We start from the raw sequence: 17,251 nt of genomic DNA, 5'->3' as shown, positions 1-17,251 counted from the left end.
ATACCGGACGGCTGCGACCCTAAACGGGTCAAGTGACGCAAGTATTACCGGGGTGTCCGAGAGGTGAACATCGGACGACGGCTTTCCCACCCGGTCCCCGCCGGGGCACAACGCGAAGCGGGCCCCGGCCGTTCCGGCCGGGGCCCGCCGCGCAACCTGATCAACCGCCGATGACCACCCGGCGCACGCCCGCCCAGCGGGCCGGGTCGGTGACCCGACGGCCGTCCACCAGCACCGTCACGCCGGGCAGATCGGCCGGGGTGAGGTTGCGGTACTCCGCGTGGTCGGCCTGGATCACCGCCGCGCCGACCGGCTCACCGGCGTAACCGGGCAGGCCGTGCGCGGCCAGCTCCTCGTTCGAGTACATCGGGTCGGCGACGTACGGGGTCGCGCCCCGCCGACGCAGCGCCTCCACGGTCGGGAAGACGCCCGAGAAGGCGGTCTCCTTCACGCCGCCCCGGTAGGCGGCGCCCAGCACCAGCACACCCACCCCGGTCAGGTCGCCGTACGCGGCGGCGAGCAGGTCGACCGCGTAGTCCGGCATCGCGGCGTTGGCCTCGCGCGCCGAGCGGACCACGGTGGCCGCCGGGTCGTTCCACAGGTACATCCGCGGGTAGATCGGGATGCAGTGGCCGCCGACCGCGATGCCCGGCGAGTGGATGTGGCTGTACGGCTGGGTGTTGCACGCCTCGATCACCTTGGTGACGTCCACGCCGACCGTGTCCGCGAAGCGGGCGAACTGGTTCGCCAGGCCGATGTTCACATCCCGGTAGGTCGTCTCGGCGAGCTTGGCCAGCTCGGACGCCTCCGCCGAACCGAGGTCCCACACGCCGTTGGGCTTGTCCAGGTCGGCTCGCTCGTCGAAGTCGAGCACCGCCTCGTAGAACCGCACGCCGTGCGCGGCGGACGCCTCGTCGATGCCGCCGACCAGCTTCGGGTAGCGGCGCAGGTCGGCGAAGACCCGGCCGGTGAGCACCCGCTCGGGGCTGAACACCAGGTGGAAGTCGGTGCCGGCGGTGAGGCCGGAGCCCTCGGACAGCATCGGCGCCCAGCGGCTGCGGGTGGTGCCGACCGGCAGCGTGGTCTCGTAGCTGACCAGCGTGCCCGGCTTCAGGCCACGGGCGATGGCCCGGGTGGCGTCGTCCATCCAGCCGAAGTCCGGTACGCCCTCGGCGTCCACGAACAGCGGCACGACCACGACGACCGCCTCCGACTCGGCGACCGCGGCGGCGGTGTCGGTGGTGGCCGACAGCAGCCCGGCGGCGACCGCCTCCTTCAGCTTGACGTCCAGGTCGGCCTCACCCGGGAAGGGCACGGCACCGTCGTTGACCAGCTGGACGACCCGCTCGGAGACGTCCGCACCGATCACCCGGTGCCCCTTCGAGGCGAACTGCACGGCGAGCGGCAGGCCGATCTTTCCGAGCGCGACGACGCAGATGTTCATGAACTACTTTCCTCCAGAGGGCCAGATGCGGCGCAGGCGGGCAAGGAACCGACCGGGGGTCACCGGCGTGATCGCGACGATCACGTGGCCCTTGTGGTTCGTGGTGGGTGTGACGAGGTGCAACCGGGCGCCGTGGCGGGCCAGCAGCTTGGGCGCGACGACGGGTCGGTCGGTGCGCATCGGCGCCGAGCCGGCCCCGCCCAGCGCGGACACCTCGGCGCGTACCGTCCGCCGTTCCCCGTTCGGCGCGACGACCGCCAACAGCCGGTCCACCGCGAAGTCGGTCCGTACGACGGTACCGGGCCCGTCCGGCGTCACCGACGTGGCACCCGTGAGATCGCCCACGCTCACCCGCAGCGCCTCGGCGCTCAGCTCGGCCAGCTCCGCCCACCGGCTCCGGGCGGTGACCACCAGGGCCCGCGCGCCGGCCGCGTCCCGCCCCCAGGCAAGCCCGGTCGCGGTCAGCTTCGCGAGCTGCGCGGCGGCCCGGTCGGTGACGTCGTACCAGTCGTCCGGGTAGCCGAACGCGGGGTCGCGGAACCCGACATGGTGGGCGTACCAGCGGCCGTCGTCCACGGTGACCTCGGGCAGCGTCTTGTCGGCCTGCTGCCCGATCAGCTCGCGCAGCGCGTCGAGCCCGCCGTCGCGCGCCACCGCCAGCCGCACCCGCAGGGCCGGCTCCATCCGGGCGAGCACACCCTCGGTGAGGTACGCCCCGGCCAGCTTCCGGACCCGGTCGTGCACGTGCTGCTGCACGTCCGGGGAGAGGGCCAGGAACTCCTCGCGGAGCAGCTTCGCCACCTCCCAGCTGAAGTGGCGCACCAGCACCGCGTCCCGCTTCGGGCCCGGCCCGATCAGGCCGGCCACGAACGCGACCAGCTCCTCGGCGCAGCGCAGCCGCTCCTCGAAGCGGCTGGCGTAGGTGATGTTCTGGGCGTTGTCCCGCTTGACGGCGAAGTAGTAGTCGTAGTCGCCGAGGACCGAGACCTTCTTCGCCCGGAAGCACGCCTCCAGCGTGAACGGCTGGTCGCTGCCCATCGGCATGTCGGTGCGGAACCGCAGCCCGTGCTGCTCGACGAGGTCCCGCCGGAACAGCTTGGTGTTCGACAACGACCAGGGCAGCGCGCTGTCGAACAGGTCGAGCCGCTCCGCGGTGCAGGCGTACGCCGCCTGGTGCACGTAGCGCTTGTTGGTGCCGACCATCCGGCCGAGCACCACGTCGGAGTCCCACCGGTCGGCGGCGGCGACCAGGCGCTCCAGGGCCTCCGGCCCGAGGTGGTCGTCGGAGCCGACGAAGAAGACGTAGCGGCCCCGGGCGTGGTCCAGCGCCAGGTTGCTCGGCGCCGCCGGGCCACCGGAGTTGGCCTGGTGCAGCACCCGGACCGTCCCCGGGTAGCGGGTGGCGTAACGGTCCAACTCCGCGCCGCTGCCGTCGGTGGAGCCGTCGTCGACCGCGACGACCTCCAGCCGGTCCCGGCCGATGGTCTGGCCGACCAGCGAGTCCAGGCAGGCGGTGAGGTACGGCATGGTGTTGTAGACGGCCACCACCACCGTCACGTCCGGCTGGCTCACGCGCCCACCTCCACCGAAGCCGGAACCACGCCCGGAGCCGGCGCGGACGCCGGCGTGGCCGGGCGGGGCGGCGCGTCGGGCAGCAGCCGGGCGTAGACGTCGTCGAGCACCCGCGCCTGCGCCTCCCAGGTCCAGTCGGCCAGCAGGCCCGGCCGGTCGTACGCGGCGCGGTACCGCGCCGGGTCGGCGAGCACCGCGGTGACCGCCCGGACGAAGTCGGCCACGTCCTCGGCGCGGAACACCTCGCCCTGGCCGGTCTCCCGGACAGTCTCGGCCATGGTCCGCACGTCGGAGACGACGAGCGGCAGGCGGGCGTGTGAATACTCGAAGAACTTGGTGATCAGCGCGATCTCGTGGTTCGGCCAGTGCTGGATCGGGATGACGCCGACCTGCGCCCCGGCCAGGAAGCGGACCACCTGGTGGTGCGGCACGTACGGCAGCACGTGCAGCCGGTCCGCCACGTCCAGCTCGCCGGCCCGGGTGACCAGACCCCTGACGTACGCCGAGGTGGGCTTGTTGACCACCAGGGCGACGTGCGCGCCGGGCAGCCGGGGCAGCGCCTCGACCAGCACGCCCAGCCCGCGCTTGGCGGCGGCCACCCCGCTGTAGACCAGCAGCGGGGCGTCCGGCCCGAGCCCGCACAGCGCGCGGATGTCCGGCACCGGCCCGGTCGGGTCGGCCGGCACCTCGTCGACCGCGGGGGCGTTGAGCACGACGGCCGGACGCTCGGCCAGCCGGTGCTCCTCGCGCAGCAGGTCGGCCAGGCCGCCGGAGACGGTGGTGGTGGCGTCCGCGTACGGCACGTACTCCCGCTCGTGCGCCACGTTGCCGGGCAGCCAGCGGGCGTTGTCCCGCCACGGCTGCACACCGGGGAGGTATTCGTGGGCGTCCCACACCAGCGCGATCCGCCGGCCCCTGGCGGCGGCCCGGATCTTCGCGCGGGCGCCGACGCCGAGCATCCGGAAGTCGTTGGCGTGGATCAGGTCCGGCGCCAGCTCGTCGACGACCGGGCCGTAGGCCAGTTCGTAGTCCCAGAGGCCGGGCTCCAGCCGGCGCCACGCGCCGTCGCCACGCAGCTTCCGCCAGAACGCCGTGTACGCGCGGTCCCAGGGGCCGTCCAGCTTGCGGCCCTTGCGGGCGCGGGTGAGCTGGCGGTTGCGGAACCCGACCCACCGACGGGTCAGGCCGGCCAGCTTCTCCTCGGCGCGCAGCGTGGCCCAGGGCAGCCCGCCGGGACGGCCGGCGCCGGACTCGCGGGCGGCGGTGGTCAGCGCCGCCCGACGGACGGCCAGGTCCGCGCGCCACGCCCGGACCGTCTGGGTGCGGTGCGCGGCGACGCCGCTCGGCGGGTACGCCAGCGGATGCCGCAGCCAGGCGCGGCGGAACTCGTGCCGGCGACGGGACAGCGGCTCGGCCATCGGGATCAGGCGCACCTCGGCGGCGCCGAGCCGCCAGCTCTGCGGCTGGCCCACCGGCGCGCGCCCGAGCAGGACGACGTCCCAGCCGGCGTCGGCGGCGGACCGTGCCGCCTTCTGCACCCGGGAGTCCCCGATGACCCCGTTGTCCACCAGCATGACCACCCGTCCCCGGGTGCCCGCCGCTGCGCTCGTGCCGTCAGATCCCATCCCTGCCCGTTTCGTCGTCGCCAGCACCGCGCCCGCGGACCCGAGCGAGTCTACGACAAGGGTTCCGGCCGCCACGCCGGCCGCCGTCGGCGGTCCGTGACCTGTCGCGCCGATTGCTACCCTCCATGCTGTTCAACGACCGGCGCTCGCCCCGGGTCGTCGCCGGGCCGGCGGTAGGCCGCCCGCCCGCGGCCCCCGTGCCGCCGGATCACTCCAGGTCAGCGCGGATGGATCAGACAATGGACGTGGTGACGACCGAGGAACCGAGCCGCCCGGCGTCGGCAGCGCCCGACCCGCCCCGGCCCACGCCCGCCGGGCGGCTGCGCCACGCCGCCCGCGCCGCGCTGCCCGCGTTGGCGGTCTACGCCGTGATCCGCCTGATCGGGCTGCTGACCGTCTGGATCTGGGCCCGCAACGTGGGGCGCAACCCGGTCGAGGAGCTCACCCGGGCCGACGGCGGCTGGTATCTCGCGATCGCGCGGCACGGCTACGACGGGTACGAGAAGACGCAGAGCAACATGGCGTTCTTCCCGCTCTACCCCGGCCTGACCGGGGCCCTGGACCGGATCTCCCCGCTCAGCCCCCGCGAGTCGGCGCTGCTGGTGGCGTGGCTGGCCGGGCTGGCCGCCGCGTGGGCGCTGTTCGCGATCGGCGCGTACCTGCACGACCGGCGCACCGGCGTCCTGCTCGCCGCGCTCTGGGCGGCGGTGCCGCACGCGGTGGTGGAGTCGATGGGCTACAGCGAGAGCCTGTTCACCGCGCTCGCCGCGTGGACGCTGTACGCGCTGCTGCGCCGGCACTGGGTCACCGCCGGGGTGGTCTGCCTGTTCGCCGGCCTGACCCGGCCCACCGCCTCGTCCCTGATCCCGGTGGTCGGGCTGGCCGCGCTGCTGGCGGCGCTCCGGCGGCGGGACGGCTGGCGGCCGTACGCGGCGCTGCTGCTCGCGCCCGCCGGCTGGCTGGCGTACCTGGCCTGGGTGGGGGCGCGGACCGGACGGCCGGACGGCTGGTTCCACATCCAGTCGGCCGGCTGGGGCACCTCGTTCGACTTCGGCGTCTACACCGTCGACCGGGGGCAGCAGGCGCTGGTGCAGGTGGCCGCGCTGCCGCTGCTGGTGGTCACCGTGGTGGCGGTGGTGTCGCTGATGTTCTTCGTGCTGAGCGTGCTCGACCGGCAGCCCTGGCCACTGCTGCTCTACAGCGGCCTGCTGCTGGTGACCACGCTCGGCGCGGCCGGCTACTACCACTCCAAGGCGCGGTTCCTGCTGCCGGCGTTCCCGCTGCTGCTGCCGGCGGCCGTGGGCCTGGCCCGGGCCGGTCGGGCCCGGGCCGTCACGGTGCTGGTGACGCTCGTCGTGTTCTCCGCCTACTTCGGCGGGTACCTGCTGCTGATCTGGACGAAGTCGCCCTGACCGGCCCGCCGCCGGGCGGTCAGCGGGTGACCGGCCGGACGTCCCAGAGCCACACGTCGTCGACCCGCCGGCCGGGGCCGTACAGTGCGTCGAGCACGACCTTCAGGTCGTCGTGGCGGCGCGCCCCCCGGTCCGGCAGCACCACCGCGTCGGCCTTCCAGTGCCGCACGTCGGTGCGGGCCTGGGCGATGTCGGCCGGTCCGACCGCGGTGTCCCGTTCGCCCCGGGACACGGCGGTGAGCAGCTTGGCGGTCGGCTGCGGGTCGACGCCCCAGCGCCCGGTGGCGTCGGTCGCCGAGACCGGCCCGAGGAAGTAGCCCTCCGGCACCGCGAAGCCGGCCACCGCGGCGGAACTCCAGTACAGCGACGTCATGCCGTTGACCGGCACCGGCACCAGGGTGCGACCGGGCGCCACGTGGTCGCGCCAGGCCCCACCGGTGACGAACTCCGGCACCGGCGTGCGGCCCCGCGCCTCCAGCGGCACCGGCAGCACCGGCAGCAGTGCGGCGGCCACCGCGACGGCGCCGACCCGGGCGGCCAGTCGCCCGGACGGCTCGTCCCGCCGGGCGGCGAGCCGGTCGGCGGCCACGGCCAGCAGGACGCCGAGCGCCACGGTGGTGATCAGCGCGAACCGGGCCACCACCACGGAGTCGAACACGGGCAGGTCCTGCACCAGCGCGAACGGCGCCGGGATGTCGGTACGGCGGGTGCCGGACGTCCAGGTGGTGCCGATCGAGAACAGCGCCGAGACCAGGCCGACGACGCCGAGCACCCGGGCGGTCACGTCCCGCCGCAGCCACCACAGCGCGCCGGCCGCGAGCACCAGCAGCGACCAGCCGTAGAAGCTGGCCTGCTCGGTGGTGTTCGGCGCCCAGCCGACCGCGCTGGTCGGGCCGCCGGCCACCGACTGGGTGGCGTACTTGACGTACGAGCCGAGCTTGAGGGCGTAGATGTCCGGGGTGCCCGGATGGCCCACCCGGTGCTGCGGCCCGGCGAACTGCATCCAGAGCGGGTACGCCGCCGCGGCCCCCACCAGCACGGCGGTGATCGCCAGCCCGGGCAGCATCGGGCGGGCCCGGCGCAGCGCGTCACGGGGTCGCACCGCCAGGTGGGCCAGGACCAGCATCAGGCAGCCGAGCGCGGTGAGGAAGAGGATCTCCAGGCTCACGAAGAACTGGGCCACCACCAGCCCGCCCAGCACCAGGCCGTCGCGGACCACGTGCCCACCGCGGGACAGCGCGACCACCCGCCAGACGATGAACGGCACCAGCCACTGCGCGGTGATGTGCGGGTGGCCGTTGCTGTGCGACACCAGCGCCGGGGCGAAGGCGCAGAACAGCCCGCCGAGGAACGCGGCGGCCCGGGAGTCGACCAGGTGCCGGGAGAGCACGTGGTACCAGGCGTATCCGGTGCCGGCCAGGTTCAGCGTGATGAACAACAGATAGGAGAAGGACGCGCCGAACAGCAGGGTGACCGGGGCGAGCACCAGCCCGGGGAGCTGGAGCCCGACGTTTGTCATCAGGTTCACCCCGGTCGGGGCGTTCTGGAGCGTGGTGAAGAACGGGTTCTCCAGGTGGCTGACCGCGTGCGCCGCGTACGCCAGCATCCACTCGTTGAAGCCCTGGTCGTTGGGGCGGCTGCCGAGCAGTCGCCCGCCCGGGTCCCGCCAGCCCCGGGCGGTGACCCAGACCGCGCCGAGCAGGAACACCAGCGCGACCACCGCGTCGACCCGGGACCACCGCCGGCGGGCCGGACGACCCTCGGCCGCCGGCGCCGGACCGGGGGTGTCGCCACCGGCCACCTCGGCGTCCCCGGCGGGGACGGGCTCACGATCGCGGGTGTCGGGCGCGGGCGAGGTCATGGCGTAGCAGTCTACGAAAGCGGTGGCCCCCACCCCTCGGTGGCACGTCCGGCGCGCGGGACGGCGTTATTGTAGGGTCCGCAGGCTGTCCGAGGGCCGTTCCGCTCTCCCCCACCCTCCCAGGATCGGAATCGATGAACAACGGGCGAACTCTCTGGGACTCGTTGAAGCTCCCCCGGCCGCGACGGTCCGGGTCCCGACCGCACATGATCTATTTGGCCATCGGCTTTCCGCCGGCCGCCAAGAGCTGCGCCTACCGGATGCGGGAGACCGCGAACCAGTTCGCCGCGGCGGGCTGGGACGTGACCGCGGTCACCATCGCGGACGAGGCGTGGGAGCGCGAGTACGGGCTGGACCACACGTTGTCCCAGGGGCTGGACCCGCACGTCCGGGTGGTGAAGCTGCCGCTGTTCCGGGACGACCTGGAGACCGACATCCGCGCGTTCACCGAGCAGCGTGCGCTTGCCCACCTGGACTACCTGGCCGAGCTGCGCAAGCAGAACCTGAAGATCTTCCCGGAGCCGGTCTTCGGCGGCTGGCGTCCCGCGCTGGAGAAGGCCCTGCTCCAGATCCACCGGGAGCGGCCGGTCGACCTGCTGGTCACCACCTGCGCCCCGTACGTGAACCTGTCCGCCACGTGGAAGCTGTGGGAGACCCACCGGGTCCCGTACGTGGTGGACTTCCGCGACGGCTGGTCGGTCGACGTGATCAACAACGGCGAGGCGTTCACCCGCGAGTCGGTCTCCGGGCAGTGGGAGATCAAGCTGCTGACCAACGCCATCGCCATCTGGAACGTGAACGAGCCGATCTCCCGCTGGTACCGCGAACGCTATCCGGAGCTGGCGCACAAGATGCGGGTCGTGCGCAACGGCTACGACGCGGCCAGCATCCCGGCCGAGACGCTCCCCGCCCCCGCCGACCGGCCGCTCACCTTCGGCTACCTCGGCGCGCTCAACCTGCCGGTGCCGCTGCTGAGCGCCGTGCTGGAGGGCTGGCGGACGGCGCGCGCGGAGGACCCGGCGCTGGCCGACGCCCGCTTCGAGGTCCGCGGCCACATCGGCGCGGCCTGGGCGCGCGGCGACAACGCCCACGCCGAGCTGCTCCGGGCCGCCGCCGTCGACGGGGTGGTGGTCGGCGGCTCGGTGCCCAAGGCCGAGGTGGTGGACCTCTACTCCCGGTGGGACGCGGTGGTGCTGATGGTGACCGGTGGCCGGTTCATGACCTCCGGCAAGGTCTACGAGTACATGGCCACCGGGATGCCGGTGGTCTCCGCCCACGAGGCGGACCACGACGCCTCCACCGTGCTGTCGACGTACCCGCTCTGGACCGGCGCGGTCGGGTTGGACCCGGCCGAGCTGGCCGGCGCGTTCCGGCGAGCCGCCGCGATGGCCCGCGAGGCCGGCCCCCGGGAGCGGGCGGAGGCCCGCGCCGAGGCGCGGCAGTACGCCCGCGAGGAGCAGCTCATTCCCGCCGTCCGCGAGGTCACCGAGCTGGTCCTCGGCACCGGCGCCCCGCGGACGTCCCCCGCCGGCGCACGCGTCCTGGCCCGAGAAGGTAGGTCATGATCGAGGTCCTGATGGTGATGGGCACCGTCCCCGGGCGGGTGGCGGTCCTCACCGACGCGTTGACGCAGTTCCGCGACCTGGGCGTCACCGTACGGGTGGCCACCACGTTCGACCCGGCGGAGCGGATCCCGGCGGCGGCTGAGCTGGCCGAGCTGCACCTGCTGCCGACCGCCAAGGAGCTGGGCCCGCGGTTCGGCCGGATGGTCAAGCGGGCCAGCCCGGCCCGGCGGCCCTGGCTGCGCGCCCAGCGCGACCCGTGGGTCCGCCGGCACGCCAGGCGCGCCGACGTCCTGGTCGCGCTGGACGCGCAGGCGCTGCACACGGTCTGGCAGTTGGCCCAGCGGCACCGGCGCGCGGACGCGGTCTACGGCATCGCCCCGGCGCTGCGCGCGGTGGAGAAGCGGTCGGCCGACCCGGCGCGCTACCGCCGTCCCCGGCTGCACACCGTCGGCCCCGCCCCGTCCGTGCTGACGAGCGCGACCCGCAACCAGACCGTCGACCTGGCGAAGCGGATGTTCGAGCTGAGCACCGGCAAGCGGGCCATGAAGCTCAGCCCGGTGCGCTGGTTCTGGCAGGGGGCCGTCACGGCGCCCGGCCTGCCGGAACGGCACCGTGGCAAGATCGCCCAGCGGGTCACCGGCACGATGCTCAAGTCCGGGCACGGCGCCAGCGCGAAGCGGGTGGCGTTGGCGGCGCAGGGCCGCCTGAAGAGCCCGACGACCCGGGGGCAGCTCCTCGGCCCGATCGTCGACGCGGAGCTGAGCCAGGGCCGGGTGCCCGAGCACCTGATGACCGTGGTGCGGGGCCAGCTCAAACTGGCCGACGGCTTCCTGAAGAAGCGCAACCCGGGCAAGGCCGCGCCGCACGTGCTGCGCGCGTTCAACCTGCTGTTCCACCGGGTCGTGCAGTTCGACGGCACCACCTCGCCGCTGGCCGAGGACCCGGCGAAGTTCCTCGCGCCGCTGCACGACAGCGACGCCGGCCGGGCGCTGGCGACCCCGCGCGGCCGGCAGCAGCCGGCGGCGTTCCCGCCGGCCGACCGGCCGCACCGGATGCTCTTCTTCACCGGCTTGAACGACAACTTCCTCGGGCCGATCCTGGACCGCTACGAGGCGATGCCCGGGGTGGAGGTCCGCCGGCTGAACCTGATGGAGGAGTCGATCCTCCCGGTGCTCAGCAACGGCCGCACGAACGTGACGCTCCACATGCTCGCCGGCGCCTCCAAGCGGGCCGGCGAGGTCCAGGAGGCATGGGGTCCGCACCTCGACTGGGCCGACACGGTCTTCGTGGACTGGTGCAACCTGGGCGCCGCGATGTTGTCGATGATCGACCCGGGCACCACCCGGGTGGTCGTCCGGCTGCACAGCTTCGAGGCGTTCAGCTGGTGGCCGCACGTGACCGACTGGTCCCGGGTGGACGACGTGGTATTCGTCTCCGAGCACCTCCGCGACCTGGCGCTGGCCGCGGTGCCGCGGCTGCGTGCCCCGCAGGGGCCCCGGACGCACATGATCTTCAACGCCATGGACCTGCACCGGTACGTGGCGCCGAAGGTCTCCGCCGACAGCCGGTTCACCCTCGGGCTGGTCGGGTTGAGTTCGCTGGCGAAGGATCCGCGCTGGGCCCTCGCCGTGCTGCGGGAGCTGCGCCGCCGCGACGACAGGTACCGCCTCAAGCTGGTCGGCGACCCGCTCAACCCGGAACTCAGCCCGGCGGTCGCGGCGTACGTCCGGAACCTCGACGCCGAGCTGGCCGAGTTGGAGGCGGCCGGCGCGGTGGTGCGGGTCGGCCGCACCGACGACGTGCCCGGTGCGCTCACCGACGTCGGCGTCATCCTCAGCACCTCGCTGCGCGAGAGCTTCCACTGCGCGCTCGTCGAGGGCGCGGCCAGCGGCGCCGTGCCGGTGGTCCGGGACTGGCCGTTCTTCGCCGGCCGCCAGCACAGCGCCCGGACGCTCTTCCCGAGCGACTGGGTGGTGGGCACGCCGGAGGAGGCCGCCGAGCGGATCCTGGCGCTCACCGCGTCGGAGGAGGTCTGGCGCGAGGCGGGCCGGGCGGCGGCGTCGCACGTGTTGAGCACCTGGGACTGGTCGGTCACCCAGAAGGACTTCGACCGGCTGCTGCTGGAGCCGCCGACCAGCGCGGACTGACCGGCGGAAACGGATTCGGCCGGCTCCCCCTCGGGGAGCCGGCCGAACTCGTTCGTCGGGTCAGCGCGAGGTGCCGGCGAGCTGCTGCTTGTCCTCGGCCGGCCGGGACGCCGGCGGGCGGCCCCCGCCGGCGCGCGACGCGCCCCGCAGCGAGGTGTAGACCTCGTCGAGGATGCGGGCCTGCGCCTCCCACGTCCAGCCGTCCAGCAGGCCCGGCTTGTCGTAGGCGGCCCGGTAGCGCTGCGGGTCGGCGAGCACGGCCCGCACGGCGCGAGCGTAGTCGGCCAGGTCCTCGGCGGTGAACACCTCGCCCTGGCCGGTGGCCCGCGCGGTCTGCGCCATCGTCTTCACGTCGCTGACCACGATGGGCAGGCGGGCGTGCGAGTACTCCAGGAACTTCGTGATCAGCGCCAGCTCGTGGTTGGGCTTGTGGTGGATCGGGATGACCCCGGCGTCCGCGGCGGACAGGAACGGCACCACCTGCCAGTGCGCCACGTACGGCAGCAGGTGCACGCGGTCCGCGACGCCCAGCTCGACGGCCCGCTCCCGCAGCCGCTCGGAGAACGTGTTGTCGCCGTTCGGATTCATGGTCACGAACGCGACGTGCACGTCGGGCAGTTCCGGCAGCGCCTCCACCATGATCTGGCAGCCCCGGCTCGGGTTCACCGCGCCGGAGTAGACGAGCACCGGCGTCCGGTCGTCCACGCCGCACAGCGCCCGCAGGTCCGGCACCTCGCCCTCGGCCTCGGCCGGCGGGGCCATCGGCGCGTTGAGCACCACGGCCGGCCGCTCCGGCAGGCTGTGGGTCTCCTGGAGCAGGTCGGCGAGCGTGTCGGAGACCGTCACCACCGCGTCCGGGTAGGCCGCGTACTCGGCCGTGTAGGCGATCTGGGCCGGCAGCCAGCGCGGGTTGTCGGCCCGGCCGGTGATGCCGCCGACGAACTCGTGCGCGTCCCAGACCAGCTTGGTGTGCCGACCGGCGGCCCGGGCCCGCAGCGTCGCCCGCGCCCCGATGCCGAGCATCCGGAAGTCGTTGGCGTGGATGATGTCCGGCTTCAGCTCGTCGAGCGCGGTCCGGAACGCCAGCTCGAAGTCCCACAGCCCGGGGTCCAGCCGACGCCAGGCGCGGTTGCCCAGCACGCTCTGCCAGAGCCGGATGGGCAGCCGGGTGAGCGGCGCCTCCGGGTCGAGCTGGGCCTTGCGCAGCCGGTGCGTCTCCCCGTTGCGGAACCGGACCCAGCGGGCCAGCGCCGTGGCGGCGGCGCGGGACGGCAGTTGGGCCGCCTGTCCCACGGTCGCGGGCAGCCCGCCGCCGAGCGCCCGGGCGCGGACCCGGCGCTCGTAGAGGTCGGCCTGCCATGCCTTGATCTCCTGGACCCGGTACGCGGCCCGGCTGGTCGACGCGTACGCCAGCGGCCGGCGCAGTGAGCGGCTGTACTCCCGGGGCAGTCGGTGCAGCGGCTTGGGCACGCGCAGCAGGCGCACCTCCGCGCCGCCGATCCGCCAGGTGTCCACCTCGGAGCGGGCGTTGCGGATGCCGAGCAGCACGACCTCCCAGCCGGCGTCCGCCGCGGACCGGGCGGCCTTCTGCACCCGGGAGTCGCCGTGGACCCCGTTGTCGACCAGCATCACCACCCGTCCCCGGGTCGGTCGGGCATCGGTGTTCGAGCCAGCTTGCATCGGGTGCTTCTCCTCGTTGACGGGGGGCGGGCGCGGGCGGGGCTATCGGAGGAAGGCGTCGAAGACCTCGGCCGTCCGTCGCCCGTCGTGGTGGTCACGGACGTAACGCGTGCCCTCCGCGGCGAGCGCGACCGCGGCGGGCCGGTCGTCGAGCAGCGACTCGATGGCCTTGACCAGGGTGTCGGGCGTGGCGTTGGCGATCGGCGGGCGGACGCCGGCGGCCCGGTGCGGGCCCTCGCTGACGTACGCCACGACGACCCGGCCGGCGGCCATCCCCTCGCAGGAGAAGGTGCCGTAGCTGCCCATCACGAGCTGGTCGACCACGATGTCGCAGTCCTGCACCTGGCGGCGCATCTCGTGGTGCGGCAGCCCTTCCACCAGGCGCAGGTCGATGACGTGGCGGTCGTGCAGCTCCTGTAACCGGGGCAGGAGCCGGTCGGTGCCCTTGGTCCACCGCTTCGACGGCGCGTGCAGCACCACCGGCCGGGCGCGTTCCAGCACCGGGCGGTCGCAGGCCCAGTCGGCCACGTCGACGATCAGCGGCGCCCAGGTGGCGAACGGCACGTCGTCCAGCAGGTCGGGGGTGGTCACGAAGAACGGCAGGCCGCTCTCCTCGGCGGTGCGGCGGTTGCGTTCGGCGACCGTGGTGAGCCGCTCGCGCAGCTCGGGGTCGGCGTCCCGGAACGCGGACTCGGCGTGCCGTTCCAGGTGCGTGCCCGGATGGCGGATCTCGCTGCCGTGCGCCAGCAGCGCGACCTTGAGCCGGGCCCGGCGCAGCGCGGGCAGGTCGGCGGCGATGTCGTCGCCGTTGGCCCGGCCGAGCACCGGGCGGAACGCGTCCACGATCAGGTGGGTGTACCAGCCGAGCACCCGGCGGGCCTGCTCCGCCTGCACGTCGAGCCGGTGCTCGCCCGGGTAGTTCAGGTAACGGTCGGCCGGGTAGCGGTAGGTCTCCGGCGGCTTGGCCATCACCAGCTCGACGCCGACGTCCGTCCGGGCGGTGGTGAGCGCCACCGCCAGGGCGGAGAGCTGCCCGGCGTAGTTGGCGGTGCCCAGCCCCAGCCGGACCGGGCCGGCGCCGAGCGCCCGCCAGGGGCCCGGGGTGCCGGCCTCGATCGGCGCGACCGGGGGCGCGTCCGGCGCGGGTGGCCCGTCGTCGTGCTGCCGGGCCCGCTGCACCGCCTTCGCGAAGGAGGGCAGCGAGCCGGGCGCGAAGAGCTCGCCGGCCCCGTGTCGGGCAGCCAGGTGCTCGCGGACCACCCGGCTGTCCGCCGCGACGATCCGCAGCCCGGCGGCGAGGTAGGTGTCGAGCAGCGCCAGACCGGCGTCCGGGTCGAAGCCGAACACCGCCACGTCCGCCGAGGCGAGGAACGCGGCGGTCACCGCGCGGGGGCGTGGCACCTGGTGGATCCGGCGACGTGCCTTGCCGGCGCGGGAGATCAGGTCCCGGGCCGCCGTGCGCTCCGCCTCGTCGCAGACCAACGCGAGGTGGAACTCGGGCAACCGGTCGAGCGTGCGGACCACCCCGTCCAGCGCCCGGTCCGCCGTGATCCCACCGGCGTGCACCAGGAGCGGCGTGCCGGCGGGCAGCTCACACAGCTCGCGTACCGACGGGGTCTGGAAGGGCCGGGTGCCGGCGGCGGCCCGGCGGAGCGCGATGCGCCACCGCCGGGGGATCCGCCGCCGTACCGCCGAGACCGTCCGCCGCACCGGCGCGGGGCTCATCGCAGCGCCGGCTCCGCGTCGCTGCCGCTCGACACGACCGACACGACCTTGCCGTCGGACGCGGACTCCAGCAGCGCCGCCGCCACCTGCACGGTACGCAGACCCTGCCGCAGGGTGACGATGTCGCTCTGCTTGCCCTCGACCGCGTCGCGGAAGCGCTCGTGCTCGACCAGCAGCGGTTCCCGCTTCGGGATGGCGTAGCGGACCATGTCGCCCTCGGCCACGCCGCGGAACGCGCGCAGCGCCTCCCACTCGGTGTCGATGGCGGCGTTGGCGTAGAAGGTGAGGTCCGCTGTGAGCGTGTCGGCGACGAAGCAGCCCTTGTCGCCGGTGACCACGGTGGACCGCTCCTTCAGCGGGCTCAGCCAGTTGACCAGGTGGTTGACCATGGTGCCGTCGGCGAGCGTGCCGACCACGGCGACCATGTCCTCGTGCAGCCGGCCGCTGCGGGAGACCGTGCGGGCGGCGACCGACGTGTATTCCTGGCCGGTCACCCAGGCGGTCAGGTCGATGTCGTGGGTGGCCAGGTCCATCACCACGCCGACGTCGGCGATGCGGTGCGGGAACGGGCCCTGCCGGCGGGTGACCACCTGGAAGACCTCGCCCAGCTCACCGGCCTCCAGCCGGGTACGCAGGCTCTGCAACGCCGGGTTGTAGCGCTCGATGTGACCGACGCCGGCGACCAGCCCGGCCGTCTCGAACGCGTCGACCAGCTTGGTGGCCGCCTCGACGGACTGCGCGAGCGGCTTCTCGATCAACGCGCAGACGCCGTTGGCGGCCAACTCCAGGCCGATCGACTCGTGCAGCGCGGTCGGACAGGCGACCACCGCGTAGTCGACGCCCAGCGCCAGCAGGTCGCTCAGCTCGGCCACGACCGGCGCGCGCAGCGTGCCGGTCGTGTCGCCGGCCGGGTCGACGATGCCGACCAGCTCGACGCCGTCCAGGTTGGACAGCACCCGGGCGTGGTTGCGGCCCATGGCGCCGAGGCCGATCAGCCCGGCGCGCAGCTTGCGTCCCCCGCTCATCGGGCACCGCCCGCGACGTTCGCCGCGTCGGCGATCCGCTCCAGCTCGGCCTGGCTCAGCGACGGGTGCACCGGCAGCGAGACCACCTCGGCGGCGGCCCGCTCGGTCTCCGGCAGCTCCCACGGGCCGGGCTGGCCGTCGGCGTTCAGGTAGGGCTTGAGCCGGTGGATCGGGGTCGGGTAGTAGACCGCGTTGCCGATGCCCAGCTCGGTGAGGCGGGCCTGGGCGGCGTCGCGGTCGCCGGTCACCCGCACCGTGTACTGGTGGTAGACGTGCTTCGCGCCGTCGGCGACCGGCGGGGTGACCATGCCGGTGATCGCGGAGTCGAGGAACTTGGCGTTCGCGCGACGCTGCTCGGTCCACCCGGCGAGCTGGCCGAGCTGCACCCGGCCGATGGCGGCGGCCACGTCGGTCATCCGCATGTTGGCGCCGACGATCTCGTTGGCGTACCGCTGCTCCATGCCCTGGTTGCGCAGCAGCCGCAGCGTGCGGGCGAGCCCGGCGTCGGCGGTGGTGATCATGCCGCCCTCGAGGGAGTGCATGTTCTTGGTCGGGTAGAAGCTGAAGCAGCCGGCGGTGCCGAACGCGCCGACCGGGGTGCCGTTCAGCTCGGCGCCGTGCGCCTGGGCGGCGTCCTCGACGACGGCGAGGCCGTGCTGCTGCGCGATCGCCATGATCCGGTCCATCGCGGCGGGGTGGCCGTAGAGGTGCACCGGCATGATGGCGACCGTCTTCGGGGTGATCGCGGCGGCGACCGCCTCCGGGTCGACGCAGAAGCTGCCCGGCTCGATGTCCACGAAGACCGGCTCGGCGCCGACCAGCCGGACCGCGTTGCCGCTGGCGGCGAACGAGAACGAGGGCACGATGATCTCGTCGCCCGGGCCGAAGCCGAGCGCCATCAGGGTGAGCTGGAGCGCGGACGTGCCGGAGTTGACGGCGACGCAGTGCCGGCCGGCGACCAGGTCGCCGAACTCCTCCTCGAACGCGGCGACCTCGGGGCCCTGCACCACCCGGCCGCTCCGCAGCACCCGGACAGCCGCCTCGATCTCGGCCTCGCCGATGATCGGTCGTGCTGGGGGAATGAACTCTGGATGCGGCCCGGCCATGGGGCTTCCTCCTGTCGACGCGTGACTGTGGGGGACGTTCGGGGGGATGGTAACGGTCTGGACGGAAAACGCTGCGTTCGCGCTCAGTG

11 protein-coding genes are annotated in these 17,251 nt (G+C 74.0%); 3 read left to right on the top strand and 8 right to left on the bottom strand.

Translation table 11 applies throughout. The features are described from left to right. Positions 1–160: 160 nt before the first annotated feature. Genes ACIA6B_RS03985 through ACIA6B_RS03975 form a run of 3 tightly spaced genes read right to left on the bottom strand, consistent with a single transcriptional unit; the run spans position 161 to position 4,590 of the window. Positions 161–1,444, bottom strand: coding sequence for a nucleotide sugar dehydrogenase (locus tag ACIA6B_RS03985; protein ID WP_396770731.1), 1,284 nt, complete (start codon positions 1,442–1,444; stop codon positions 161–163). Between the two features lie 3 nt (positions 1,445–1,447). Further along, a complete protein-coding gene (locus ACIA6B_RS03980; protein WP_396770729.1) occupies positions 1,448–3,016 on the bottom strand; it encodes a glycosyltransferase in 1,569 nt (522 codons plus the stop codon). After that, positions 3,013–4,590: a glycosyltransferase family 4 protein gene (locus ACIA6B_RS03975; protein ID WP_396770727.1), complete on the bottom strand. Its 1,578-nt coding sequence runs from the start codon at positions 4,588–4,590 to the stop codon at positions 3,013–3,015. The genes ACIA6B_RS03980 and ACIA6B_RS03975 overlap by 4 nt, the downstream gene beginning before the upstream one ends. Before the next feature lie 278 nt (positions 4,591–4,868). Between ACIA6B_RS03975 and ACIA6B_RS03970 the strand changes: the two genes are divergently transcribed. Beyond that, the gene (locus tag ACIA6B_RS03970; protein ID WP_396770725.1) at positions 4,869–6,053 is read left to right on the top strand and encodes a hypothetical protein; all 1,185 of its coding nucleotides are present in this window, start codon (positions 4,869–4,871) and stop codon (positions 6,051–6,053) included. 19 nt (positions 6,054–6,072) lie between these two features. Here the strand turns inward: ACIA6B_RS03970 and ACIA6B_RS03965 are convergent, their stop codons facing one another. Further along, on the bottom strand, positions 6,073–7,914 hold the full coding sequence (locus ACIA6B_RS03965; protein WP_396770723.1) for a hypothetical protein: 1,842 nt from the start codon (positions 7,912–7,914) through the stop codon (positions 6,073–6,075). 206 nt (positions 7,915–8,120) lie between these two features. Here ACIA6B_RS03965 and ACIA6B_RS03960 point away from each other — a divergent pair, with 206 nt between their 5' ends. Together ACIA6B_RS03960 and ACIA6B_RS03955 are read left to right on the top strand one after the other, a co-directional pair. Then, the gene (locus tag ACIA6B_RS03960) at positions 8,121–9,479 is read left to right on the top strand and encodes a glycosyl transferase (RefSeq protein WP_396770721.1); all 1,359 of its coding nucleotides are present in this window, start codon (positions 8,121–8,123) and stop codon (positions 9,477–9,479) included. Next, positions 9,476–11,626 (top strand): glycosyltransferase family 1 protein, encoded by a 2,151-nt coding sequence (locus ACIA6B_RS03955; RefSeq protein WP_396770719.1) that lies wholly within the window; start codon positions 9,476–9,478, stop codon positions 11,624–11,626. Before ACIA6B_RS03960 ends, ACIA6B_RS03955 begins: the two co-directional genes overlap by 4 nt. Before the next feature lie 60 nt (positions 11,627–11,686). On the opposite strand, the gene ACIA6B_RS03950 is transcribed toward ACIA6B_RS03955, so the two are convergent. The 4 genes from ACIA6B_RS03950 to ACIA6B_RS03935 are packed head-to-tail and all read right to left on the bottom strand — an operon-like array spanning position 11,687 to position 17,162. Beyond that, a complete protein-coding gene (locus tag ACIA6B_RS03950; RefSeq protein ID WP_396770717.1) occupies positions 11,687–13,306 on the bottom strand; it encodes a glycosyltransferase family 4 protein in 1,620 nt (539 codons plus the stop codon). Between the two features lie 42 nt (positions 13,307–13,348). Further along, positions 13,349–15,031: a glycosyl transferase family 1 gene (locus ACIA6B_RS03945; protein WP_396770715.1), complete on the bottom strand. Its 1,683-nt coding sequence runs from the start codon at positions 15,029–15,031 to the stop codon at positions 13,349–13,351. Then, positions 15,028–16,056 carry a Gfo/Idh/MocA family protein gene (locus ACIA6B_RS03940; protein WP_396770713.1) on the bottom strand — a complete coding sequence of 343 codons (1,029 nt, stop codon included), beginning with the start codon at positions 16,054–16,056 and terminating at the stop codon, positions 15,028–15,030. Before ACIA6B_RS03940 ends, ACIA6B_RS03945 begins: the two co-directional genes overlap by 4 nt. Continuing rightward, positions 16,053–17,162: a DegT/DnrJ/EryC1/StrS aminotransferase family protein gene (locus ACIA6B_RS03935; protein WP_107156659.1), complete on the bottom strand. Its 1,110-nt coding sequence runs from the start codon at positions 17,160–17,162 to the stop codon at positions 16,053–16,055. The genes ACIA6B_RS03940 and ACIA6B_RS03935 overlap by 4 nt, the downstream gene beginning before the upstream one ends. Positions 17,163–17,251: the final 89 nt, after the last annotated feature.

The organism is Micromonospora sp. NPDC051141, assembly GCF_044455765.1.
In the GTDB taxonomy this organism is placed as follows: domain Bacteria; phylum Actinomycetota; class Actinomycetes; order Mycobacteriales; family Micromonosporaceae; genus Micromonospora.
Note: the sequence above shows the minus strand (reverse complement) of the source record. Positions and strands in the feature narration are given on the sequence as shown.

What these genes read in the sequence shown, in the direction of transcription:
- ACIA6B_RS03975 (WP_396770727.1), bottom strand. Translation starts at nt 4,590, where the DNA reads ATGCTGGTGGACAACGGGGTCATCGGGGACTCCCGGGTGCAGAAGGCG.
- ACIA6B_RS03935 (WP_107156659.1), bottom strand. Translation starts at nt 17,162, where the DNA reads ATGGCCGGGCCGCATCCAGAGTTCATTCCCCCAGCACGACCGATCATC.
- ACIA6B_RS03970 (WP_396770725.1), top strand. Translation starts at nt 4,869, where the DNA reads ATGGATCAGACAATGGACGTGGTGACGACCGAGGAACCGAGCCGCCCG.
- ACIA6B_RS03960 (WP_396770721.1), top strand. Translation starts at nt 8,121, where the DNA reads ATGATCTATTTGGCCATCGGCTTTCCGCCGGCCGCCAAGAGCTGCGCC.
- ACIA6B_RS03985 (WP_396770731.1), bottom strand. Translation starts at nt 1,444, where the DNA reads ATGAACATCTGCGTCGTCGCGCTCGGAAAGATCGGCCTGCCGCTCGCC.
- ACIA6B_RS03955 (WP_396770719.1), top strand. Translation starts at nt 9,476, where the DNA reads ATGATCGAGGTCCTGATGGTGATGGGCACCGTCCCCGGGCGGGTGGCG.
- ACIA6B_RS03965 (WP_396770723.1), bottom strand. Translation starts at nt 7,914, where the DNA reads ATGACCTCGCCCGCGCCCGACACCCGCGATCGTGAGCCCGTCCCCGCC.
- ACIA6B_RS03950 (WP_396770717.1), bottom strand. Translation starts at nt 13,306, where the DNA reads ATGCAAGCTGGCTCGAACACCGATGCCCGACCGACCCGGGGACGGGTG.
- ACIA6B_RS03940 (WP_396770713.1), bottom strand. Translation starts at nt 16,056, where the DNA reads ATGAGCGGGGGACGCAAGCTGCGCGCCGGGCTGATCGGCCTCGGCGCC.
- ACIA6B_RS03945 (WP_396770715.1), bottom strand. Translation starts at nt 15,031, where the DNA reads ATGAGCCCCGCGCCGGTGCGGCGGACGGTCTCGGCGGTACGGCGGCGG.